This window comes from Pseudomonas sp. Con_6, from assembly GCF_059379395.1.
The window spans coordinates 5,249,052-5,273,273 of sequence record NZ_CM182011.1; the positions used below are offsets into that span (position 1 = coordinate 5,249,052).

General features: G+C 63.8%; 10 protein-coding genes and 2 pseudogenes. 6 read left to right on the forward strand and 6 right to left on the reverse strand.

Going from position 1 to position 24,222, the window contains the following annotated elements; translation table 11 throughout:
• Window positions 1-51 precede the first annotated feature (51 nt).
• A complete protein-coding gene (locus tag AC5QPF_RS23400; protein WP_494960100.1) occupies window positions 52-2,238 on the forward strand; it encodes a patatin-like phospholipase family protein in 2,187 nt (728 codons plus the stop codon).
• Window positions 2,239-2,311: 73 nt separating this feature from the next.
• On the opposite strand, the gene AC5QPF_RS23405 is transcribed toward AC5QPF_RS23400, so the two are convergent.
• Both AC5QPF_RS23405 and recQ read right to left on the reverse strand, forming a co-directional pair.
• The gene (locus tag AC5QPF_RS23405; protein WP_494960101.1) at window positions 2,312-2,752 is read right to left on the reverse strand and encodes a MarR family transcriptional regulator; all 441 of its coding nucleotides are present in this window, start codon (window positions 2,750-2,752) and stop codon (window positions 2,312-2,314) included.
• A gap of 114 nt (window positions 2,753-2,866) precedes the next feature.
• Window positions 2,867-5,002: a DNA helicase RecQ gene (gene recQ / locus AC5QPF_RS23410; protein ID WP_494960102.1), complete on the reverse strand. Its 2,136-nt coding sequence runs from the start codon at window positions 5,000-5,002 to the stop codon at window positions 2,867-2,869.
• A gap of 245 nt (window positions 5,003-5,247) precedes the next feature.
• Here recQ and AC5QPF_RS23415 point away from each other — a divergent pair, with 245 nt between their 5' ends.
• Together AC5QPF_RS23415 and AC5QPF_RS23420 are read left to right on the forward strand one after the other, a co-directional pair.
• On the forward strand, window positions 5,248-5,835 hold the full coding sequence (locus AC5QPF_RS23415) for a YecA/YgfB family protein (RefSeq protein ID WP_330075678.1): 588 nt from the start codon (window positions 5,248-5,250) through the stop codon (window positions 5,833-5,835).
• Window positions 5,836-5,842: 7 nt separating this feature from the next.
• Complete coding sequence (locus AC5QPF_RS23420; RefSeq protein WP_494960103.1) at window positions 5,843-6,211, forward strand: DUF454 family protein; 369 nt, start codon at window positions 5,843-5,845, stop codon at window positions 6,209-6,211.
• A 109-nt stretch (window positions 6,212-6,320) separates the two neighbouring features.
• On the opposite strand, the gene AC5QPF_RS23425 is transcribed toward AC5QPF_RS23420, so the two are convergent.
• Window positions 6,321-16,337, reverse strand: a complete 10,017-nt coding sequence (locus tag AC5QPF_RS23425; protein ID WP_494960104.1) for a retention module-containing protein — start codon at window positions 16,335-16,337, stop codon at window positions 6,321-6,323.
• A 516-nt stretch (window positions 16,338-16,853) separates the two neighbouring features.
• On the opposite strand from AC5QPF_RS23425, the gene AC5QPF_RS23430 reads away from it, so the two are divergent.
• The 3 genes from AC5QPF_RS23430 (at window position 16,854) to AC5QPF_RS23440 (ending at window position 21,837) form a co-directional block, all read left to right on the forward strand.
• Window positions 16,854-18,224, forward strand: coding sequence for a TolC family outer membrane protein (locus AC5QPF_RS23430; protein WP_494960105.1), 1,371 nt, complete (start codon window positions 16,854-16,856; stop codon window positions 18,222-18,224).
• A 34-nt stretch (window positions 18,225-18,258) separates the two neighbouring features.
• Window positions 18,259-20,412, forward strand: a complete 2,154-nt coding sequence (locus tag AC5QPF_RS23435; RefSeq protein WP_494960106.1) for a type I secretion system permease/ATPase — start codon at window positions 18,259-18,261, stop codon at window positions 20,410-20,412.
• A gap of 78 nt (window positions 20,413-20,490) precedes the next feature.
• Window positions 20,491-21,837, forward strand: a complete 1,347-nt coding sequence (locus AC5QPF_RS23440; RefSeq protein ID WP_494960107.1) for an HlyD family type I secretion periplasmic adaptor subunit — start codon at window positions 20,491-20,493, stop codon at window positions 21,835-21,837.
• Between the two features lie 120 nt (window positions 21,838-21,957).
• On the opposite strand, the gene AC5QPF_RS23445 is transcribed toward AC5QPF_RS23440, so the two are convergent.
• The 3 genes and pseudogenes from AC5QPF_RS23445 to AC5QPF_RS23455 all read right to left on the reverse strand — a co-directional run.
• Window positions 21,958-22,551 carry a DTW domain-containing protein gene (locus AC5QPF_RS23445; RefSeq protein ID WP_494960108.1) on the reverse strand — a complete coding sequence of 198 codons (594 nt, stop codon included), beginning with the start codon at window positions 22,549-22,551 and terminating at the stop codon, window positions 21,958-21,960.
• A 76-nt stretch (window positions 22,552-22,627) separates the two neighbouring features.
• Window positions 22,628-23,602, reverse strand: a pseudogene (locus AC5QPF_RS23450) (methyl-accepting chemotaxis protein); the annotation flags it as partial.
• A 309-nt stretch (window positions 23,603-23,911) separates the two neighbouring features.
• Window positions 23,912-24,193: pseudogene (locus AC5QPF_RS23455) on the reverse strand (PAS domain-containing protein); the annotation flags it as partial.
• Window positions 24,194-24,222: the final 29 nt, after the last annotated feature.

The following is a 24,222-nucleotide window of genomic DNA, read 5'->3' on the forward strand; positions in this document are numbered from 1 at the left end:
AAAATGTGTGGCGCTTATACTAGCGGCTTGCCCCTGGTTCCGAGAATCACGATGCGCCGCCTGCTGTTGAGCCTCCTGCTGGTCCTGACCCCGCTTACCCTCCTGGCCGCCGAAGCCACCCGGCCCAAGGTCGGCCTGGTCCTGTCCGGCGGCGCTGCCCGCGGCCTGGCCCATATCGGCGTGCTCAAGGCCCTCGAGGAACAGGGGGTGAAGATCGATGCCATCGCCGGCACCAGCATGGGTGCGGTGATCGGCGGCCTCTACGCCTCCGGCTACACGGTCGCGGAACTGGAAAAGCTGGCGCGCAGCATCGACTGGCAACAGGCCCTGTCCGACGCCCCGCCGCGCAAGGACGTACCCTTCCGGCGCAAGCAGGACGACCGTGATTTCCTGGTCAAGCAGAAGATCAGCTTCCGCGACGACGGCAGCCTCGGCCTGCCGCTGGGGGTGATCCAGGGCCAGAACCTGGCGCTGTTGCTGGAAAGCCTGCTGGCCCACACCAGCGACACCCGGGACTTCAACAAACTGCCTATCCCCTTCCGCGCCGTCGCCACCGATATCGCCAGCGGCGAGAAGGTAGTGTTCAGCCGCGGCCACCTGCCTCAGGTGATCCGCGCCAGCATGTCGATTCCCGCGGTGTTCGCCCCGGTGGAACTGGACGGCCGCCTGCTGGTGGATGGCGGCATGGTCGACAATATCCCGCTGGATATCGTCCGCGAAATGGGCGTCGACCTGGCCATCGTCGTCGATATCGGTACCCCGCTGCGCAACCGCAAGCAACTGGGTACGGTGGTGGACGTGCTCAACCAGTCCATCACCCTGATGACCCGGCGCAACTCCGAGGAACAACTGGCCGCCCTGCACCGCGACGACATCCTGATCCAGCCGCCGCTGGCCAGCATCAGCGCCACCGATTTCGGCCGCGCCGAGGAAATGATGGACGCCGGCTACCGCGCCACGCGCATCCTGGACAACCGCCTCGCCGCCTTGCGTCCGCCCGTGGGAGACGTCGAGCTGGCGGTGGCGCGCTCGGCGGACCGACGCACCCCGGTGATCACCGCGATCCGCATCGAGAACGACTCCAAGGTCAGCGACGACGTGATCCGCTACTACATTCGCCAGCCCATCGGCGAACCGCTGGAACTGGATCGCCTGCAGACCGACATGGGCACCCTGTACGGCCTGGACTACTTCGACCGGGTGCAGTACCGCGTGGTGCACAAGGGCCAGGACCACACCCTGGTGATCAACGCCCGCGGACGCTCTGGTGGTACCGACTACCTGCGTCTGGGCCTGAACCTGTCGGACGACATGCGCGGCGACAGCGCCTTCAACCTTGGCGCCAGCTACCGGGTCAACGGCATCAACAAGCTCGGTGCGGAATGGCTGACCCGGGCGCAGATCGGCGATGTGCAGGAGCTGTACAGCGAGTTCTACCAGCCGCTGGATGCCGGCTCGCGCTACTTCATCGCGCCGTTCCTCAGCCTCGGCTCACAGAATATCGAGGCGACCCTGGACAACGACCCTGTGGCCGAATACCGCCTGGAGCGCTATGGCTATGGCCTCAACCTGGGCCGGCAGATTGGCACCAGCGGCGAGGTACGCCTGGGTGTCGGCCAGGCCTGGGGTGAAGCGAACGTACGCATCGGTGACCAGGACCTGCCCAAGGTCAGCTTCAGCGAAGGCTTCTATGAGCTGAAGTACTCGTTCGACACCCTGGACAATGTCTACTTCCCCCATGACGGCGAGGATATCCGCCTGACCCTGCGCCAGTTCGAGCCGCAACTGGGCTCGGACCAGCGCTACCGGCAGTGGGACTTCAAGCTGGACAAAGCCCTGAGCAGCGGGCCGAACACCTTTGTTCTCGGCGGCCGCTACGGACGCACGCTGGACGATGCCGAGGTGGTGATTTCGAGCATGGTGATGGGTGGGGCGCGGCAATTGTCGGGCTTCCGCCAGAACTCGCTGTCGGGACAGAACCTGAGCCTGGCACGGGTGGTGTACTACCGGCGGCTGACGCCGCGGGCCTACCTGCCGCTGGACTTCCCGTTGTACCTGGGAGGATCGCTGGAGCGCGGGCGGGTGTGGAACAACGACAACGAGTTCGACAGTGGATATATCAATGCCGCGAGCATCTTCGTCGGCTTCGATACGCCGCTGGGGCCGTTGAGCTTCAGTTATGGGTTCAATACCGAGGACCAGAAGGCGATCTATCTGAACCTGGGACAAACCTTCTAGGGGCTGGACGGCGACGCGGACCATGTGAGAGCGGGTTCACCCGTTCCCACATGGTCCGCGCTGAATCAATGCGTCAGACCTTGGACTTGTCGAGGTTCGCCAGGATTCGCGTGTGCACCCGCATGCACACCGCCAGCTCCTCTTCATCCACCCCGGTGAACAACTCCACCCGCAGCGCATTGGCAATGGTCTCGATCTGGTCGATCAGCGGCTTGGCCGGCGGGCACAGGACGATCTTCTTGGCCCGGCGGTCTTCCACCACCGCCTGACGCTTCACCAACCCCTGGGACTCCAGGCTGTCCAGCAGGCGGGCCAGGGTCGGCCCCTCGACGCCCACGCTCTGGGCCAGTTCACGCTGGGTCGGGGCTTCTTCGAAACGGGCGAGATGCAGCAGCACCAGCCAGCGCGCCTGGGACAGGTTGAGGCCGGCAAGGCGGCGGTCCAGTTCGGCACGCCAGCCCCGGGACATATGGGCCAGCTGCATGCCGAAGCGGTGTTGATCGGTCAGGGGCATGAAAAACTCTTATTCAGAACTAATTATTAGTCAGCTAACCATGCCAGTTGCGCTTAGGCAAGGTCCATCTGGAGGACGCTTCGGACCAAACGTAAGAAATCGTGACACCCCAGCTCACATCTCGAATTCGGCCGCCAGCGCAGCCCGCACGCAATAGAGCACGCCTTCCGGCACCCGGCTGCCGAACAGCGGCAGGATTTCCGAAACCGGCGGCAGTTCGCCCTCGCCGTCGAGGAAGGCGTCCTGGATTTCCATCATCAGGTCTTCCGGCAGGTCCAGGGCCTGTTCCAGCGACAGTTCCTGGCGGCCGATGGCCTCGGCCAACAGGCTGTAGACGTTCTTCTCGCTGCACTTCAACTGCCCGGCGATCTGCGCCGGGGTCATGCCAGCGCGGGCCAGGCTGACGAGTTCGTGGCGCAGGTCGGTGACCACCGGCGGCGCCTCGGCACCACCGCCGAGCACTTCGAGGAAGGCCTCACCATAGCGCTCCAGCTTGCGCGCGCCGACACCGCTGACCCGCGCCATCTCGGCCAGGCTGGTGGGCTGGCTGCGGAGCATTTCCAGCAGGGTCGAATCGGGGAAGATGACATACGGTGGCACGCCGTGTTCCTCAGCCAGCTTGCGTCGCAGGCTGCGCAGGGCTTCCCACTGCTCGCGCTCGTCGCCGCGCACCAGCTGGCTGGCCGGGCTACCGCCACCGCTGCTGCCCTTGCTGCTGGTCTGTGGCTTGAGATCGCGGCGCAATTCCAGGGTGACTTCACCGCGCAGCAACGGCCGACACGTGTCGGACAGGCGCAGGCCGCCATAGCCGTCGAGGTCGACATCCACCAGCCCGCGCGCCACCAGCTGGCGAAACAGCGAGCGCCATTCGCTCTCGGAACGGCTCTTGCCAACGCCGTACACGGAAAGCTTCTCGTGGCCGAAGTTGCGCACCTTCTCGTTGTCCTTGCCCAGCAGCACGTCCACCAGATGGCCAACGCCATAACGCTGGCCGGTGCGGTAGATCGCCGACAGGGCCTGACGTGCCGCTTCGGTGGCGTCCCAGGTCTGCACACCATCGACGCAGTTGTCGCAGTGCCCGCAAGGCTGCGGCAGTTCCTCGTCGAAGTAGCGCAGCAGGGCCTGGCGGCGGCAGCGGGTTTCCTCGCAGAGGGCGAGCATGGCGTCGAGCTTGTGCTGCTCGACGCGCTTGTGCCGCTCGTCGCCTTCGGAGTTCTGCAGCATCTGCTTGAGCATCACCATGTCCTGCAGGCCGTAGGCCATCCAGGCGTCGGACGGCAGGCCATCACGGCCGGCGCGGCCGGTTTCCTGGTAGTAGGCTTCCAGCGACTTGGGCAGGTCGAGGTGGGCGACGAAACGCACGTTGGGCTTGTCGATACCCATGCCGAAGGCGATGGTGGCGACCATGATCAGCCCTTCCTCGTTGAGGAAGCGCCGCTGGTTTGCCGCACGGGTCTCGGCGGGCAGGCCGGCGTGGTACGGCAGGGCCGGGAAGCCTTGGTCGCAAAGGAATGCGGCGACCTCGTCAACCTTCTTGCGCGACAGGCAGTAGACGATCCCGGCGTTGCCACGACGCTCGGCGAGGAAGGCCAGCAACTGCTTGCGCGGCTGTTCCTTGGGCACGATGCGGTAGAAGATGTTTGGCCGGTCGAAACTGGACAGAAAGCGCTCGGCGTCGTGCAGGTGCAGGCGCTCGACGATCTCCTCGCGAGTACGCATGTCCGCGGTGGCGGTCAGGGCGATACGCGGCACGTTGGGGAAGAACTCGGCCAACTGGCCCAGTTGCAGGTATTCCGGGCGGAAGTCGTGACCCCATTGCGAGACGCAGTGGGCCTCGTCGATGGCGAACAGGGCGATGTCGAGCTCGCGCAGGAAGTCCAGCATGCGCGGCTGCACCAGGCGCTCGGGGGCCAGATAGAGCATCTTCAGCTCGCCGCGGCGGATGCGCCCAGCCAGTTCACGCTGCTGCTCGGCGCTCATGGTCGAGTTCAGCGAGGCGGCCGCGACGCCCAGTTCGTCGAGAGTGGCGACCTGGTCTTCCATCAGCGCGATCAGCGGCGAAACCACCACCGCCAGGCCCTCGCGCAACAGCGCCGGGACCTGGAAGCACAAGGACTTGCCGCCGCCGGTAGGCATCAGCACCAACGCATCGCCGCCCTTGGCCACGCGTTCGATGATCGCCCCCTGGCGACCGCGGAAGCTGTCGTAGCCGAAGATGTCGCGAAGGACGCGCTGAGCCTGTTCGAGCATAACCACTCCAAAAATCATGAATCCATCCCGGCCACACAGGCTGGATGAAAACCGCGCGCAGCTCACGTGAAAAAACGCAAGCAGCTTTTACCGGGGGAAATGCCCTCCCCGGGCGGAAAAAAGCCGGCAGTATACCCGAGCCCCTGCCCTTGCAGGACGACCGCACGATAGACCGTCATCCTTTGCCTTGTTGGGGCCGCAAAATGCTAGAATTCAGCATCGTTCCGTTTCCAAGGTAGCCCCTAATGTCCTTCGCTGAGCAATTGACCCGCCTGCAAGCCTTCCTCGACGCCGACGAGCTGCATGAAGAGGCGCTGGACTACGTTGCCGCCCACGGCTACATGACCGCGCTGTCGATCTGCGCCGAAGAGGTACCGGAGCGTGAATGGATCGACGCCCTGTTCTCCGAAGAACCCCACTACGCCAGCGATGCCCAGCGTGCCGAGATCGAGGCGACGCTGGTCCAGCTCAAGGCGCACATCGCTCGCCAACTGGCCAGCGACGAGGAATTCGAGCTGCCGTGCGACCTCGACCTCGGCGAGGAGCCGGACGATTCCGACCTGCGCGGCTGGTGCATCGGTTTCATGGAAGGCGTGTTCCTGCGCGAGGAAGCCTGGTTCGAGAGCGCCGAGGAAGAAGTCAGCGAGATGCTCCTGCCGATCATGGTCGGTTCCGGCCTGTTCGACGAACAGCCTGAATTCGCCGACATCGCCAGCGACGCCAACCTGATGGACGACATGATCGTGCAGATCCCGGAAGCGCTGACCGCGCTGTACCTGCTGTGCCACGCGCCAGACGAGAAACCGGCCCTGCTCAAGCCTCGCCACCACTGATTCGGTGATGGTGCGCTACCTGTTGCTGGCTGTCGGCTGGCTCAGTGTCGCGTTGGGGGTGATTGGCATATTCCTTCCGGTATTGCCAACCACCCCTTTTCTATTGCTCGCCGCCGCCTGTTTCGCCCGCAGTTCGCCGCGCTTCCATGACTGGCTGGTGAATCACCCCCGACTGGGGCCGTGGATCCGCGACTACCTCAGTGGTGAGGGGATTCCCCTGAAGGGCAAGGTCTACGCCATCGGGTTGATGTGGGTGAGTATCGGTTTTTCCTGCTATCTCGTGCCTTCGCCGTGGGCACGGGGGTTCATGCTGACCAGTGCGGTGCTGGTTTCGGTTTATATCCTGCGGCAGAAGACCCTGCATCGGCCTGGCTGATTGGCTGTTGCCGAGGGCCTCATCGCGGGCAACGCCCGCTCCCACAGGGTTCGGCGGTATACGCGGAATCTGTGGGAGCCGGCGTTGCCGGCGATGAGGCCCTCGAGCCCTACACCGTATCCACCTTCAGCGAATGGTCATTCAACATGCCATTGATGATGGTGGCTGTATCCGCCCCCGCCGCGACCACTCCGCCCGCTCCCGCCGTCACCCCGTAGTGCTGGGCCAGGTCGACTCCGGCCAGATCGATGGTCTGGGTCGGCGCCGCGCCGGCCACTGAACTCACCTCGATGGTCGAGACCAGGCTGGCCCCGCTGCCGGTCACCTTGAAGTGCAGGTAATCGTCCAGCGACGCGGCAGTCGCGTTCTCGCCCTGAAGCAACTGTGAAAGGTCGAGGTGATCGGTCCCCGGAGTGAAGTCGGTGACCACGTCATGGCCGTTATCGCCCAGTTGCCAGAGGAAGGTGTCCGCCCCCGGACCGCCGGTCATGATGTCGTCGCCACGCCCACCGATCAGCACATCGTCCCCGCCACCGCCATTGAGGATGTCATTGCCCAGCCCGCCCTGCAGCACGTTGGCGTTGCCGTCGCCGGTCAGGGTGTCGTTGTAGTCAGAGCCGATCAGGTTCTCGATCGACACCAAGGTATCCATCCCGGCACCCACGGTGTTCTGCTGGCCGGTGATGGACAGGTTCACCGTGACCCCAGCGGTGGCATTGGCATAGCTGGCGGTATCTATACCGGGTCCACCATCCAGCAGGTCGTTGCCGGGTCCGCCGATCAACAGGTCATTGCCATTGCCGCCATACAGGAAGTTGTTGCCACCTCCGCCCACCAGCACGTCGTTGCCGTCGCCGCCATAGAGTGTGTCGTTGCCGCTGCCACCGAGCAGCACGTCGGCGTTCACCGTACCGGTGAGTATCGAGCCGTCCTGATAATTGATGTCCAGCGCCCCTGTCGCGGTGCCACCATGACCATCCGTGACCGTGTAGCTGCCGTTGTACTGCGGCGTGTTGTTGGCAGCGCCGGAGTAATCGATGGTCATTGTCAACTGGTAGTTTTCCGCGTTGTTGGCGCTGCCGCCACCGCTACTGTTGGTCAGATTGACCACATGGATGCTGTAGACGCCATCGTGGGTCGCGGTGAAGGTGCCACCGTCGGCGATGGTCTGGTAGCTCCCGGTAGCATCTTTCCACTCCATCAATACGTTACCGGCCGGCCGGTCGTGATCGAGGTTCAGGCTTTCGCCCTGCTTCAGGGTCACGGTGATGGTGTCTTCGTCGTTGGCATTGGCCGTGGTCACCGCGCCCAGGTAACCGCTGACGATCACCGCTGCGGTCGTGGACGATGCCGTGCCGGTGAACGCACTGCGAGCGATATCCTTCATCTGGTTGGCCAGGGTGTTGCTGGTGCCATTGAACACCACGGTCGGCGTCGTGCTGCCCACGGTGAAATCGGCGCCGCGGGCGCTCCAGCCGGTGTTGAAGGTAGTCGGCGACGCATTCAGGCGATCGACGTTGGCATCCGTATCGTTGGCCAGCAATGCCTCGGCTGGCACGCTGATGCTCGACGAAAGAATGTTGGTGATGATGTGGTCGGCCCCTGGCACCGGCGCGGCGTTGGTGTAGATGTTGACCACCAGGCTGGCATTGGCCAGGTCGCCATCGTTGTCGCTGACCACGTAGCCGATGTTCTCCACATGGCCGGCGCCATCATCCTTCGGCGGCACGTAGGTATATTCGCCGGTGTCCATGTTAACCACGATGGAACCACCTAGCGCGGTCTTGACCGTGATGCTGTTGGTTACGGTATCGAACGTGCCCTTGTCGGTCCCGCCACTGACAGCATAGGAACCCTGGTTGGAATTTCCCTTCGGATCATAGGTGTAGGTAGTTCCATCGACCACCAGCGACTTGATGAAGCCTCCATCCGCGCCGAAAGTGCCGCCCGTCATCAGGCTGCCGGTGACCGGCGCCCCCTGTACGGTGCCGGACAATACCGAGTTGAGCTGATTGAGATCGGTGACCACGGTGGAGTTGGTGTCGGTGTGGGTACTGCCGTCGTAGGCCAGCGGATTGAGGTTGCTGGCATTGACACCGCTGCCCAGGCCGATGGCATAGGACTTGATCCCGTTGCTATCCAGGAAGTTAGTCCAGGCGGTCTCGCGGGTGCCGGAAATGGCGTGTCCAGACGTAGGCTCACCATCGGAAAGGAAGTAGGCGATGTTCTGCGCACCGGTGATTTTCCCTGCGGTGACAAAGGCCGCCTGCGCCGTGGTGGTGGCCGAGTCGTAGTAGGTCGACCCGCCTGCGGTGAGGCCGTTGACGATAGCCTTGGCCTGGGCCACCGAGACCCAGGCCGAGCTCTGGTCAGTGGCACCGCTGGAGAAGGTGACGATCTGCACTTTCACATCGCCCAGGTCGTCGTACTTGTCGAGCAAGGCGTTGATCGCCTGCTTGGACAGTTGCAGGCGAGTCAGCCCGGTCACGCCAGAGGCGTCGTTCATGCTGCCCGACACGTCGACCACGAGCAGCAGGTTGGTATCCACCTGCCCCGGGCTGACCGAGCGAACCTCTCCCACGGCCTTGGGCACATCGTCGACGATGTTGATCTGGATGGTGCTGGTGGTGAAGTTGCCGAGGGCATCCGTCGCCTTGTAGGTGAAGGACTCGGTCATCACGTTGGCACCGTCGTTGGCGCCGCCCGGCGTCTTCGGTGCCGAGGTCAAGGTGTAGGTGTAGGAACCGTTCGCGAGCAACTGAATCTGGCCGTAGGACCCGGTCGCACTACCGACCAGGGTGTAGGTGATGGCGCCAGAACCACCCGACACCGATCCCACCAAGGTACCCGTGCTGGTTTCCGCGGTGCTGGTCGGATCGCTACCCACCACAGTACCAGGCGCGAGATCCTGGCCGTCCCTGTTCAGGTCCAGGGCTTTTTCGTACACCGTAATGTCCTGGTCCTGACTGGCGACCAGCGAGCAGTCCTTCACGTTGATCGTCAGGGTGGTAGTGCTTTCATCGCCATCGGCGTCACGGATGGTGTAGGTGAACACATCCTGGGCACCGGCCGCGGACACCGAGTTGGGGTTGGCGTGATACACCGCGTTGCCCGCGGCATCCAGGGTCAGGGTACCGTAGGTGCCAACGACATTGGTATTCAGCGAGCCGATGGCCGAGGTCGAGGTATTGGAACCGGCCCGCACCCCTACCACCACGTTGCTGCCCGGGTCATCGGCGCCCTTGGTGTCGTTGCCGAGGACATTGCCGGTCACCGTATCGCCCTCGATCACCGAGGCCACGTCTGGCCGGGCGGTCGGCACGTCATCGATGATGTTCACGTCCAGCGAACCGCTGTTGGTGCTGCCGTCGGTATCGGTAGCGGTGACGGTAAAGCTCTCGGTCAGGCTGTTGGCACCATTGCCTGTCGGATGCGTCTCGTTGTCCAGCAGGGTATAGCTGTAGGACACGACACCGGTACTGGCGTTGTAGCCAGTGACCGTCAGGGTATTGCCCAACGGCGTGGTCAAGGTCTGCGGGAAGGTCGCCGCCACCCCGCCGCTGACCACGTTGATGCCACCTACGGTCAGGGTCTGCAGGCCGTCCGGTGCCGTTACGGTGAAGGTGCCGGACTGGGTCAGGGCCGCCGGGTTCGGGCTGCTGCCGTCGCTGAGGTTCTTCTCGTAGACGGTCAGTTCACCGCCCGCAACATTGAGGCCGTTGAGGGTGACCGGATCGTTGAGGTTCTTGATATCCAGCGTCAAGGTGGCGGTGCTGGTATCGCCGTCGGCGTCCCTCAGGGTGTAGGTGAAGGTCTCGGTGCCCGTACCACCGCCGTGCAGGTTGTAGAAGTCCGGGTCTGACGGATTCAGGGTGTAGGTGTAGGAGCCGTCCGCAGCCAGGACCAGGGTGCCGTAGGTACCGACGAAGGTACCGGCGGTGATCGGCCCGCTGACCCTGTCAGCACCCTGGATATCGTTGGTCAGCACATTGCCGGTCAACACCGTCGAGGCTTCGGTCGCCACCGAGGCATTGGTATCGGCCACCGCCGTCGGTACGTCGTCGACGATGTTCACGTCGAGGCTGCCGGTGGTGCTGCTGCCATCGGTATCGCTGGCCGTGACGGTAAAGCTCTCGGTCAGACTGTTCGCTCCGGCGCCAGTCGGATGGGTCTCATTGTCGAGGAGGGTGTAGCTGTAGGACACCACACCGGTGCTGGCGTTGTAGCCGGTGACTGTCAGGGTATTGCCCAGCAGGGTCGTTGTGGATTGCGGGAAGGTAGCCGCTACCCCACCGCTGACCACATTGATACCACCGACACTCAGGGTCTGCAGGCCATCCGGCGCGGTCACGGTGAAGGTGCCGCTCTGGGTCAGGGCGCCCGCGTTCGGAGCGCTGCCGTCGCTGAGGTTCTTCTCGTAGACAGTTAGCTCGCCGCCTGTCGCATCCAGGCCGGTAAGAGTGACCGGATCATTGAGGTTCTTGATATCCAGCGTCAGCGTGGCAGTGCTGGTGTCGCCGTCGGCGTCCCTCAGGGTGTAAGTGAAGGTCTCGGTGCCCGTACCACCGCCGTGCAGGTTGTAGAAGTCCGGGTCTGACGGATTCAGGGTGTAGGTGTAGGAGCCGTCCGCAGCCAAGACCAGGGTGCCGTAGGTACCGACGAAGGTACCGGCGATGATCGGCCCGCTGACCCTGTCAGCACCCTGGATATCGTTGGTCAGCACATTGCCGGTCAGCACCGTCGACGCTTCGGTCGCCACCGAGGCGTTAGTGTCAGCGACCGCCGTCGGCGTGTCGTCGACGATATTCACATCGAGGCTGCCGGTGGTGCTGCTGCCATCGGTATCGCTGGCCGTGACGGTAAAGCTCTCGGTCAGACTGTTCGCTCCGGCGCCGTTCGGGTGCGTCTCACTCTCCTGCAAGGTGTAGCTGTAGGACACGACTCCGGTGCTGGCGTTGTAGCCGGTGACCGTCAGGGTATTCCCCAACGGTGTGGTCACCGTCTGTGGGAATCCGGCCGCAACGCCGCCACTGATGACATTGATGCCACCTACGCTCAGGGTCTGCAGGCCATCCGGCGCGGTCACGGTGAAGGTGCCGTTCTGGGTCAGGGCGCCCGCGTTCGGAGCACTGCCGTCGCTGAGGTTCTTCTCGTAGACAGTTAGCTCGCCGCCCGTGGTATCCAGGCCGGTAAGGGTGACCGGATCATTGAGGTTCTTGATATCCAGCGTCAGCGTCGCGGTGCTGGTGTCGCCGTCGGCGTCCCTCAGGGTGTAGGTGAAGGTCTCGGTGCCAGTACCACCGCCGTGCAGGTTGTAGAAGTCCGGGTCTGACGGATTCAGGGTGTAGGTGTAGGAGCCGTCCGCAGCCAGGACCAGGGTGCCGTAGGTACCGACGAAGGTACCCGCAGTGATCGGCCCGCTGACGCGGTCAGCCCCCTGGATATCGTTGGTCAGCACATTGCCGGTCAGCACCGTGGACGCCTCGGTCGCCACAGAGGCGTTAGTGTCAGCGACCGCCGTCGGCGTGTCGTCGACGATGTTCACATCGAGGCTGCCGGTGGTGCTGCTGCCATCGGTATCGCTGGCCGTGACGGTAAAGCTCTCGGTCAGACTGTTCGCTCCGGCGCCGTTCGGGTGCGTCTCACTCTCCTGCAAGGTGTAGCTGTAGGACACGACTCCGGTGCTGGCGTTGTAGCCGGTGACCGTCAGGGTATTGCCCAACGGTGTAGTCACCGTCTGCGGGAACCCAGCCGCGACGCCACCACTGATGACATTGATGCCGCCCACACTCAAGGTTTGCAGCCCATCCGGCGCAGTGACGGTGAAGGTCCCGCTCTGGGTCAGCGCACCGGCATTGGGAGCACTGCCGTCGCCGAGGTTCTTCTCGTAGACAGTTAGCTCGCCGCCCGTGGTATCCAGGCCGGTAAGGGTCACCGGATCATTGAGGTTCTTGATATCCAGCGTCAGCGTGGCGGTGCTGGTGTCGCCGTCGGCGTCCCTCAGGGTGTAGGTGAAGGTCTCGGTGCCCGTACCACCGCCGTGCAGGTTGTAGAAGTCCGGGTCTGACGGATTCAGGGTGTAGGTGTAGGAGCCGTCCGCAGCCAGGACCAGGGTACCGTAGGTGCCGACGAAGGTACCCGCAGTGATCGGCCCGCTGACGCGGTCAGCCCCCTGGATATCGTTGGTCAGCACATTGCCGGTCAGTACCGTGGAGGCCTCGGTCGCCACCGAGGCGTTGGTATCGGCCACCGCCGTCGGCGTGTCGTCGACGATGTTCACATCGAGACTACCGGTACTGTTGCTGCCGTCCGTGTCCGTCGCAGTGACGGTGAAGCTTTCCGTCAGGCTGTTCGCCCCGGCACCAGCCGGATGGGTCTCATTGTCGAGGAGGGTGTAGCTGTAGGACACCACACCGGTGCTGGCGTTGTAGCCGGTGACTGTCAGCGTGTTCCCCAGCGGCGTCGTTACCGTCTGCGGGAATCCGGCTGCAACGCCGCCACTGATGACGTTGATACCGCCCACGCTCAGGGTCTGCAGGCCATCCGGCGCAGTGACGGTGAAGGTCCCGGACTGGGTCAGCGCACTGGCGTTCGGGGCACTGCCATCACTGAGGTTCTTCTCGTAGACAGTTAGCTCCCCGCCGGCGGTATCCAGGCCGGTAAGAGTGACCGGATCATTGAGGTTCTTGATATCCAGCGTCAGCGTCGCGGTGCTGGTGTCGCCGTCGGCGTCCCTCAGGGTGTAGGTGAAGGTCTCGGTGCCCGTACCACCGCCGTGCAGGTTGTAGAAGTCCGGGTCTGACGGATTCAGGGTGTAGGTGTAGGAGCCGTCCGCAGCCAGGACCAGGGTACCGTAGGTGCCGACGAAGGTACCCGCAGTGATCGGCCCGCTGACGCGGTCAGCCCCCTGGATATCGTTGGTCAGCACATTGCCGGTCAACACCGTCGACGCTTCGGTCGCCACCGAGGCGTTAGTGTCAGCGACCGCCGTCGGCGTGTCGTCGACGATATTCACATCGAGGCTGCCGGTACTGTTGCTGCCATCCGTGTCAGTCGCAGTGACGGTGAAGCTTTCCGTCAGGCTGTTCGCGCCCGCGCCATTCGGATGTGTCTCGCTTTCCACCAAGGTGTAGCTGTAGGACACCACCCCGGTGCTCGGGTTGTAGCCGGTAACCGTCAGAGTATTCCCCAACGGCGTGGTCACCGTCTGCGGGAATCCGGCAGCGACGCCGCCGCTGATGACATTGATACCACCCACACTCAAGGTCTGCAGACCATCCGGCGCGGTGACGGTGAAGGTCCCGCTCTGGGTCAGCGCACCGGCATTGGGAGCACTGCCGTCGCCGAGGTTCTTCTCGTAGACCGTCAGCTCGCCACCGGCGGTATCGAGACCACCGAGGGTCACCGGATCATTGAGGTTCTTGATATCCAGCGTCAGCGTCGCGGTGCTGGTGTCGCCGTCGGCGTCCCTCAGGGTGTAGGTGAAGATCTCGGTACCGGTACCACCACCATGCAGGTTGTAGAAGTCCGGATCTGAAGGATTCAGCGTATAGGTGTAGGAACCATCGGCAGCCAGCACCAGGGTGCCGTAGGTACCGACGAAGGTGCCCGCAGTGATCGGTCCGCTGACGCGGTCAGCCCCCTGGATATCGTTGGTCAGCACATTGCCGGTCAACACCGTCGACGCTTCGGTCGCCACCGAGGCGTTAGTGTCAGCGACCGCCGTCGGCGTGTCGTCGACGATATTCACATCGAGGCTGCCGGTACTGTTGCTGCCATCCGTGTCAGTCGCAGTGACGGTGAAGCTTTCCGTCAGGCTGTTCGCGCCCGCGCCATTCGGATGTGTCTCGCTTTCCACCAAGGTGTAGCTGTAGGACACCACCCCGGTGCTCGGGTTGTAGCCGGTAACCGTCAGAGTATTCCCCAACGGCGTGGTCACCGTCTGCGGGAATCCGGCAGCGACGCCGCCGCTAATGACATTGATGCCGCCCACACTCAAGGTTTGCAGCCCATCCGGCGCAGTGACGGTGAAGGTCCCGCTCTGGGTCAGCGCACCGGCATTGGGAGCACTGCCGTCGCCGAGGTTCTTCTCGTAGACCGTCAGCTCGCCACCGGCGGTATCGAGACCACCGAGGGTCACCGGATCATTGAGGTTCTTGATATCCAGCGTCAGCGTCGCGGTGCTGGTGTCGCCGTCGGCGTCCCTCAGGGTGTAGGTGAAGATCTCGGTACCGGTACCACCGCCGTGCAGATTGTAGAAGTCCGGGTCTGAAGGATTCAGCGTATAGGTGTAGGAACCATCGGCAGCCAGCACCAGGGTGCCGTAGGTACCGACGAAGGTACCGGCGGTGATCGGCCCGCTGACCCTGTCAGCGCCCTGGATATCGTTGGTCAGCACATTGCCGGTCAGCACCGTCGACGCTTCGGTCGCCACCGAGGCATTGGTATCGGCCACTGCCGTCGGCGTATCGTCGACGATCACCACATTGAGGTTGATGCTGCTGGTACTGCCGTCAGTATCGCTGGCCACCACGGTGAAGGTTTCGCCCAGGGTGTTGGCGCCGCCCCCCGTCGGGTGAGCTTCGTTCTGCACCAGGGTGTAGCTGTAGTTCACCACACCGGTATTCGGGTTGTAGCTGATGACCGTGAAAGTATTGCCCAGCGGCGTGACGATCGACTGCGGCGAGCTGATCGCCACGCCGCCACTGATCACGTTGATGCCGCCCACGCTGAGGTTCTGCAGGCCATCCGCTGCGCTGACGGTAAAGCTGCCACCCTGGGTCAGGGCCGCTGCGTCGGGGCTGCTGCCGGTGGCCAGGTTCTTCTCGAAGACGCTGATGATCCCGCCGTTGGCACCGAGGCCGCCGAGGTTCACGCCGTCGTCGAGGTTGGTGATGTTCAGCACCAGGTTGGCGGTGCTGGTGTCACCATCGGCATCAGTCAGGGTGTAGGTGAACGTCTCGGTGCCCTTGCCGCCGCCATGGAGATTGACGAAGTCCGGATCCGACGGATTCAGTGTGTAGGTGTAGGAACCATCCGAGGCCAGGACCAGGGTACCGTAGGTACCGACGAAGGTGCCGGGAATGATCGGGTTAGGTGTCCGGTCGGCGCCCTGGATATCGTTGGGCAGGACATTGCCAGTGAGCACGGTCGATGCTTCGGTGGCGACCGAGGGGTTGGTGTCGTTCACCGCCCGTGGCACGTCGTCGATGATGGTGACATCGAGACTGCCGCTGGTGACGTCGCCATTGGTGTCGCTGGCCGAGACCGGAATGCTCTCGCCCACGGCACTGCCCGCGGTGGTCAGGGTGTAGGTGTAGCTGACCACGCCGGTGGTGGGGTCGTAGCCGGTGATGGTCAGCAGATTGCCGGTACCGGTGGTGATCGACTGCCCAACCCCGGTCACGCCACCGTTGGTCAGCACATTGATGCCGCCGACATTGAGGTTGAGCACGCCGTCCGGGGCCACCACGCTGAAGGTGCCGGCCTGGACCAATGCCGCCGGATCGCTGGCCGAGCCCAATGGCAGGTTGGCTTCGTTGACGGTGACCTCGCCGCCTTCCACTGACAGCCCTACAAGGCTGATCGGATTGTTGACCGCCGGCAGTTCGTTGTTGTGATCAATGAAGCCAGTGTCGATGTTGGCCAGTTCGCCGAAGAAATTGAAACCGGCCGTGGGGAAACCGATCACCGGATCGACATGCCCAGCGACCTCGGTCAGCAGCACGAAGGAATGCCCGCCCCCCAATGCCCCTGGCACACCATTATTGGGGCCGGCAGCAGTGGCTTCGGCATCCTGGGTAGGGTCGCCACCGGCAGCGATGGCTTGCTGGAGTTTCTCCACCTCGGTCAATTGGGCTTCGCTGGGAGTGATCGCTTCCGGCGCCAGCACGTGAGGCGCGTGGTTGGCCAGCAAGGCATTGGACAGGTTCAGGCTGCTGTCACGACCCAGGGTCAGCTCCTCGCCGTTGGCCAGGTGTACCGCCACCGCCCCCGCCGCGCCGGTCTGCAGTTGTTCGCCCGCGTACAGCCGGTCGCCTTCGACCAGCAGCCGCCGGGTTCCGTCGGCCTCGACCGCGAACACCTGCCCGATCACCTTGCTGACCACACCGATTGACTTAGCCATCTAGCCACTCCTCTCCACTGCCGACGTTCTCTATGCAGGAAAGCCTGTGGTGTTTCGTGGGCGGACCCCTGCCAGCGGGTCCGACTCGAAGTAGCTGCGACCGTCAAGACCGTGGGTTTCCCCGGGAAAACCACGGTTATGGCGAGTATCGCTGCGGCGGAGTGACAACACGATCTGGCGATTTGCTTTGTGTCAACTTTTTGTCGCCAGCATTTCCGTTATCCCTCTCCCTCCACTCCTTTCTTGCCCTGTGCCGAATCACGGCTTGAAATCTTTCTGACGCCAGTAAAAAAGCGCCACAGCGCCCGGTATACGCGGTGCTTGGGTTAAACAATGTGCTGCTTTTCTTAGACCGCATAAGTTTTTTTTCGCATAACCCTTATGAAAATTTCTTCTTAGCTTTCCGTCCAGATGTTCTTAGCTCTGTTGTTACAAGCCTGAAACGGTTTGAACTTTCTTTTTCGTCAAATCTTTGGCGATTGCAAGACCTAAAAATGGATCAGGGAGAAGTAACCCATGCGCGTTTTGAACCCCATCACCAGCGCCTTGTTGTTGGCCATGACCTGCGCCAGCGCCCAGGCGATGTCACTACAGGAAGCCGTACAGAACGCCGTGGATACCCACCCGGAAGCCAAGGCAGCGGTCAATGGCCGGTTGTCCGCCGATGAAGACGTGAAATATGCCCGTGGCGGCTACTATCCCAGCGTCGACCTGGTTGCCGGTTATGGCCGCCAGCGCTCGGACAACCTCAATACCCGGGGCCTGAACCCGGACGGCACGCGCAACCACAACAAGGAAACCCTCAACTACACCCAGTCCGAACTCCGCCTGCGGCAGATGCTGTTCGACGGCTTCAATACCTCCAATGAAGTGGCGCGCACCCAGGCCGTGGCCAACTCTCGCGCCTATTACGTGCAAGCCACCTCGCAGACCGTCGCCCTGCGCGCGATCGAGGTCTACCTGGATGTGCTCAAGCGCCGCGAGCTGGTGACCCTGGCGAAGAACAACCTGCAGGCGCACCTGCGGGTCAACGACCAGATCGGCCTGCGCAGCGAGCGCGGCGTCGGCAGCACCGCCGACCTCGACCAGTCCACCGCACGCCGGGCACTGGCGCAGAACAACCTGGACACCGCCACGGTCGACCTGGAAGACGCCAACGCCAATTTCTTCAGCGTCGTCGGTCGTGAGCCCGACCAACTGGAAGCGCCCACCTCCATCCAGGACCTGATGCCGGCCAACCTCACCGATGCGCGTCAGGACATGCTGCAGAACAACCCCTACCTGAAGTCGGCACAGGCCGACGTCAACGCCGCCGAGCAGCAATACGAGGTGGCCAAGTCGCCGTTCTATCCGCGCCTGGATGCCGAGCTCAGCACCGGCGCCAACAACAATATCGGTGGCGAACCCGGCCACGCCAACGACATCACTGCCGGCGTGACCATGACCTACAACCTGTTCCGCGGCGGCAGCGACAAGGCGCGCCTGCAGTCCGACGCGCACAAGATCAACCAGGCCATGGACATCCGCAACAACGCCCTGCGCCAGCTCAACGAAGACCTCAAGCTGGCGTGGAACGCCTGGAAGAACGCCGAGATCCAGACGCCGACGGCCAAGCAGTACGCCGAAACCACCACTCGCGTACGCGCCGCGTACCAGGACCAGTTCGGTCTGGGCCAACGCACCCTGCTCGACGTGCTGGACAGCGAGAACGAGCTGTACAACGCCAACCGCCGCTATGTGGAGGTGCGTTATACCGAAATCTTCTCGCGCTACCGGGTGCTGGCCAACATGGGCGAGTTGCTGACCAAGCAGAGGATTTCCCTGCCGCCGGAAGCCTTCGCCCAGACCGACGTGAAGACCGACGCACACTTACCCGATATGCGTTGACTGCATCCGCCACCTCGGCGGGAGGTAGGCCATTGTGACCAGCATGCAACCGGCGAGCTCGGCGGACCAACGCCAGAGTTTCGATGATCCGTTACTCGATGGGCTGTTGATTCTCTGCAAGCTCCACGGTTGCACGGCGAGCCGCGCCAGCCTGTGCAGCGGCCTGCCGCTGCCCGAGCAACGCCTGGATATCGATCTGCTGCCGCGGGCCGCAGCCCGTGCCGGCTTGCAAGCGCGAGTGCTGCGCCGCGAGCTGGCGGCGATTTCGGCGCTGAACCTGCCGGTGCTTCTGCTATTGAAGGACGGCCGCTGCGCCGTACTGCGGCGCTGGAAAGACCAGGACCAGGCGCTGATCCTGCCCTGCGAGGCGGATGGCGGCGAACAACTGGTCAGCCGCGCCGAGCTTGACGACGCCTATTCCGGCCACGCCCTGTTCGCCCGCCCCCGGCATGAACTGGAACACCAACGCAACCCGCTGGTACCCCGGGTCCACGCCTGGTTTCGCGACACCCTCAAACAATCCCGCTGGCTGTACAGCGATGCCCTGCTGGCGAGTCTGCTGATCAACCTGCTGGGCCTGCTGGTGCCATTGTTCGTCATGCAGACCTACGACCGCGTGGTGCCCAACCAGGCCATCTCGACCTTGTGGGTGCTGGTCATCGGCCTGTTCATCGGTACCACCTTCGAACTGATCCTGCGGGTGGTCCGATCTCACCTGCTGGACCAGGCCGGCAAGAAGACCGATCTGATCCTCTCGGCGACTCTGTTCGAGCGCATCACCGGTATGTCGATGAAGGCCCGTCCGGCCACCATCGGCGGCTTCGCCCAGAGCATCCACGACTTCCAGGGTCTGCGCGAATTCCTCACCGCCGTCACCCTGACCAGCGTCATCGACCTGCCCTTCGTCGTGCTGATGCTGGCAGTCATCGGCCTGCTCGGCGGCTGGCTGGTGCTGATCCCGATGATCGCCTTCCCGGTGACCATCCTCTTCGCCCTGCTGATCCAGGTGCGCCTGCGCGACACCGTACAGAAGAGCCTGGCCCTCGGCTCGGTGCGCCAGGCCTTGCTGATCGAGACCCTCGGCGGCCTGGAGACGCTCAAGGCCTGCGGTGCCGAAAGTGAACGCCAGTATCAGTGGGAAAGTACCCACGGCGCCCTCACCCAACTTGACGCCCATGCCCGCAACCTGGCGGCCCTGGCCACCAACGGCACCCTGTTCGTCCAGCAGTTCTGCGGCATGGCCACCATCGTCGCCGGGGTCTACAGCATCATCGCCGGCAACCTCAGCGTTGGTGCCCTGGTGGCCTGCTACATGCTCGGCAGCCGGGTGCTCGCGCCGCTGGGGCAGATCGCCGGGCTGATCACCCGCTACCAGCAGGCGCAACTGACCATGCGCAGCACCGACGCGCTGATGGCCCTGCCCCAGGAGCGCCGTGCCGACCAGCAACCGCTGGAGCACGCGCGCCTGCAAGGGGCGCTGGAACTGAGCCGGGTCAGCTTCCGCTATCCCGGGCAAGCGGCGCCGGCCCTGAACACTGTCAGCTTCAGCGTCAAACCGGGTGAGCGCATCGGCATCATCGGCCGCAGCGGCTCGGGCAAAAGTACCCTGGCGCGGCTGGTGATGGGCTTCTACGAGCCGGACGAGGGGCAGATCCTCCTCGACAACCTCGACCTGCGCCAACTGGACATCACCGAGCTGCGCCAGCAACTGGGCTATGTCGCCCATGACCTGCCGCTGCTGGCCGGCAGCCTGCGCGACAACCTGACCCTGGGCGCGCGCTATGTCAGCGATGCGCGGATGCTCGAAGTGGCGGAACTGACCGGGGTCAGTGAACTGGCCCGGCAGCACCCGCGTGGCTTCGACCGGCCGCTGGGCGAACGTGGGCAACTGCTGTCCGGCGGCCAGCGCCAGGCCGTGCTGCTGGCCCGGGCGATGCTACTGGAGCCGCCGATCGTGGTGCTCGACGAGCCCACCAGCCACATGGACAACAGCAGCGAGGAACAACTGCGCCAGCGCCTGCACGGCTGGGTCGAGGGCAAGACGCTGCTGCTGGTGACCCACCGCACCTCGATGCTCAGCCTGGTGGACCGGTTGCTGGTGCTGGATAACGGCAAGATCGTTGCCGACGGGGCCAAGGACGCGGTCATCGATGCCCTGCGCAAGGGCCGCATCGGCCAGGCGCTCTAAAACGGCACGGACCCTGTGGGAGGGTTCACCCGCTCCCACAGGGTCCGCGCTGAATCGACGATATGAGAGGCGTTCACCATGTCCTCGCTCCGCAGCTACTTCAACAGCTTCAACAAGACCGCCGAGCACGAGTACCTGCCGGACCTGGCCAGCGCCACGCTGCAGGATTCGCCGCGGCTGTCGCGGATCACCGTGTGGCTGGCGGCGGCGTTGCTGCTGATCGCCCTGGTCTGGGCCAAGCTGGCGGTGCTCGACGAAGTGACGGTCGGCGAAGGCAAGGCGATTCCGTCGAGCAAGGTCCAGGTGATCCAGAACCTCGAAGGCGGCATCGTCACCGAGATCTTCGTCCGCGAAGGGCAGATGGTGAACAAGGGCGATACCCTGTTGCGCCTGGACGACACGCGCTTCCGCTCGAACAAGGGCGAGAGCGAGGCCGATCGCTATGCCCTCACCGCCCAGGTCGAGCGTCTGGCGGCAGAGGCCGAAGGCAAGCCGTTCCAGCTGTCCGAGGAAGTGCGCACGAAGGCGCCGCAGGTGGCCGAGGACGAACTGGCGCTGTACCAGTCGCGCCAGCGCCGCCTGAGCAGCGAGAAGCAGACCCTCAACGAACAACTGCGGCAGAAGACCCAGGAACTGGCCGAGTTTCGCTCCAAGCTAGACCAGTACCGTTCCGGCCTGGCCCTGCTGCAACAGGAACTGGACATGTCGACGCCACTGGTGAAGACCGGAGCGATTTCCCCGGTGGAGATCCTCCGGCTCAAGCGCAACGCCGTGGAAGCTCGCGGCCAGATGAACGCCACCAGCCTGGCGATTCCGCGGGCCGAGGCGGCGGTGGCGGAGATCAAGAGCAAGATCGAGGAAACCGACGCCAGCTTCCGTTCCGAGGCAGCCAAGGACCTCAACGAGAAGCGCACCGACCTGTCGAAGATCACCGCCACCAGCGTCGCCATCGACGACCGGGTCAACCGCACCACGGTGATCTCGCCGGTCAAAGGCATCATCAAACTGCTCAAGGTCAACACCATCGGCGGCGTGGTCCAGCCGGGCAGCGACCTGGTGGAGATCGTACCGCTGGAAGACAACCTGCTGATCGAAGCCAAGGTGCGGCCGCAGGACGTGGCATTCCTGCACCCGGGGCAGAGCGCGATGGTCAAGTTCAGTGCCTATGACTACTCGATCTATGGCGGGCTCAAGGCGAAGTTGGAGCTGATCGGTGCGGACACCGTCACCGATGACAAGGGCAATGCGTTCTACATGATCCAGGTGCGCACCGACAAGAATCACCTCGGGGGTGACAACAAGCCGCTGTTGATCATCCCGGGGATGGTGGCGACGGTGGATATCATCACCGGCGAGAAGAGCGTGCTGGACTACCTGTTGAAGCCGGTGCTGAAGGCGCGGACGGAGGCGCTTCGCGAGCGGTGAATCAGCTCGATCGGTGTCGCCTGTATCGCTGGCAAGCCAGCTCCCACACGTACAGCGTCGCTCTTGAGGACGATGGAGAAACCTGTGGGAGCTGGCTTGCCAGCGATGAGGCCCGAATGATCAACGCAGATGATTGCGCTCGAACGTCTCCCGCCCCATCGCCGCGATCTGCCCTTCGATCAGCGCATCGAACGGCCTGAGCAAGTCATCGAACCGCCCCTCTCCCTCCAGCACATTCAACGCCTGGGTCACCGCCTCCACCGTCGACAATGCTCCATCCCCAGGCGCCTTGCGCAGGCGATAGCGCGACGGCAGGACACTGGCCAGGGTCACCCGCGGCAACCTCTCCAGCAACGAATTCAGGTACAGCAACTTGCGCGCCTTGCGCCAGGTACCGTCGGGCACGATCAACAGCCATGGCCGGTCATCCGCCTCATAAGCCTGCAACGCGGTCGCCGCCTCGCCGGGAAACAGCAATCCCACCCGATACCCTGGCGTAGCGACCAGTTCAGCCAGATCCTCGAACACCTCACCGACCCGCAATTCCGCGTTCTTCAACCCAAGCGCTGCCAACCGCGCAGTATTCAACGCATGGCGCACTTCATCGGGATGCTGCAACAGCACCACGCGGGTGCGGCTGTCCAGAGACGGGATCAAGGGACAAAGGCAGTGATTCTGCGGACGCAGGCAACGTTCGCACTGGATTCTGGACATCGGGCTCTCCTGGGCGGGCAAGTGTGCCACAGCAGTCCCGCAACGCGCCCACTTCCCTGTGGGCCGGTGATTGCGTTCAGCGGTTGAAGCGCTCCGCCAGGTCGTGCAGGTACTCCGCCATGCGCTCCAGCTCCAGGCTGATCTGCGCCCCCTGCCGCGCCTGTCCGGCACTGTGGTCGCAGAGCTGGGCGATGCGCACGATCTGCTGGTTGATGTCGTCCACCACATGGCTCTGCTGCTCGGACGCCGTGGCAATCTGCTGGCTCATGCCGGTGATGCGGCTGACCGCCTCGCTGATCCCGCTCAACGCCTGCTGCACCGCCTCGACACTGTGCACGCTGTCACGAGAGATCTGCTCGCCCTTGCTCGCACTGCTCACCGCACGATCGGCACCCGCCCGCAGCGAGGCGATGATCTGGTGGATTTCCTCGGTGGACGCTCGAGTACGCTGGGCCAGGGACCGTACCTCATCGGCCACCACCGCGAAGCCGCGCCCCTGTTCCCCGGCCCGCGCCGCCTCGATGGCCGCGTTCAGGGCCAGCAGGTTGGTCTGCTCGGCGATCGAGGTGATCACGTCCACCACGCTGCCGATGGACTGAGTCTGCTCGGCCAAGGCATTGACCGCCTGGCCGATGTCGCTGACTGCCTCGGCCATGCTGCCCATCGCCTTCAGGCTCTGCTGCGCCAGCGTGCTGCCCTGGCGGGTCAGCTGGTCGGCGTCGGAGGCCGCGTGGGCGGTGTTCTGCACATTGTGCGTGACTTCCTGGATGGTCGCCGCCATCTGCGCCACCGCGGTAGCGGACTGGTCGGTCTCGCTGCGTTGACGATCGAGCATCTGCGCCTGGGCATCGGACAGCTCGGACGACTGCGAGGCACGACTGCGCACACTGACACCGGCATCCACCAGGCGTGTCAGCGCGGTCTGCAAGCGTGCTTCCTCGCTGATCATGGCCAGGTCGAGTTGCCCTTGGGGCCCGAGGTTGCGGCTGTAGGTCAAGGCCACCAGCGGGCTGGTGAAGGCCTTCGGGTGCTCCGCCAGGGTATGGCGGATCATCCGGTTGTGCTGGTTCTCCAGGAGGAACCAGGCCCCCAGCAGGCTGGCCATAAGCAGGCCGAGGGCAGCGTACTGTGGCAAGGCCAGGTAGCCGAACACCGACACCGCGCCGGCAGCGAGCAACGGCCAGCCGTGACCGAGCCCGTCCGTGACACGCGCAGCCCATGGCGTCGGCGCCCGCCCGGCGTTAAGCCGCGTGTACAACGCCGAAGCCCGCTCGACCTGCTCGCGGGTCGGCAACGAGCGCACCGACTCGTAGCCGCTGACCCGACCGTTCTCGTAGATCGCCGTGACATAGGCGCTGACCCAGTAGAAATCGCCGTTCTTGGCGCGGTTCTTGACCACGCCCATCCAGGGTTTGCCCTCCTTGATGGTTTCCCACATATGGGCGAACACCGCCGACGGCATGTCGGGGTGGCGCACGATATTGTGGGGTTGGTTGATCAGTTCATCGCGGGTGAAGCCGCTGATGTCGACGAAGGCGTCGTTGCAATAGGTGATACGGCTATTGAGGTCGGTGGTGGAGATCAACCGCTGCCCCGGGGGGAATGATCTTTCCTGCTCAGTGACGGGCAAGTTCTTGCGCATCTCGGGCGTTCCCTGCTGATGAGGTTGTC

Excerpts from the sequence above, each read along its gene's own strand:
- AC5QPF_RS23430 (WP_494960105.1), top strand. The coding sequence starts at position 16,854 with ATGCGCGTTTTGAACCCCATCACCAGCGCCTTGTTGTTGGCCATGACC.
- AC5QPF_RS23405 (WP_494960101.1), bottom strand. The coding sequence starts at position 2,752 with ATGCCCCTGACCGATCAACACCGCTTCGGCATGCAGCTGGCCCATATG.
- AC5QPF_RS23445 (WP_494960108.1), bottom strand. The coding sequence starts at position 22,551 with ATGTCCAGAATCCAGTGCGAACGTTGCCTGCGTCCGCAGAATCACTGC.
- recQ (WP_494960102.1), bottom strand. The coding sequence starts at position 5,002 with ATGCTCGAACAGGCTCAGCGCGTCCTTCGCGACATCTTCGGCTACGAC.
- AC5QPF_RS23425 (WP_494960104.1), bottom strand. The coding sequence starts at position 16,337 with ATGGCTAAGTCAATCGGTGTGGTCAGCAAGGTGATCGGGCAGGTGTTC.
- AC5QPF_RS23420 (WP_494960103.1), top strand. The coding sequence starts at position 5,843 with ATGGTGCGCTACCTGTTGCTGGCTGTCGGCTGGCTCAGTGTCGCGTTG.
- AC5QPF_RS23415 (WP_330075678.1), top strand. The coding sequence starts at position 5,248 with ATGTCCTTCGCTGAGCAATTGACCCGCCTGCAAGCCTTCCTCGACGCC.
- AC5QPF_RS23440 (WP_494960107.1), top strand. The coding sequence starts at position 20,491 with ATGTCCTCGCTCCGCAGCTACTTCAACAGCTTCAACAAGACCGCCGAG.
- AC5QPF_RS23400 (WP_494960100.1), top strand. The coding sequence starts at position 52 with ATGCGCCGCCTGCTGTTGAGCCTCCTGCTGGTCCTGACCCCGCTTACC.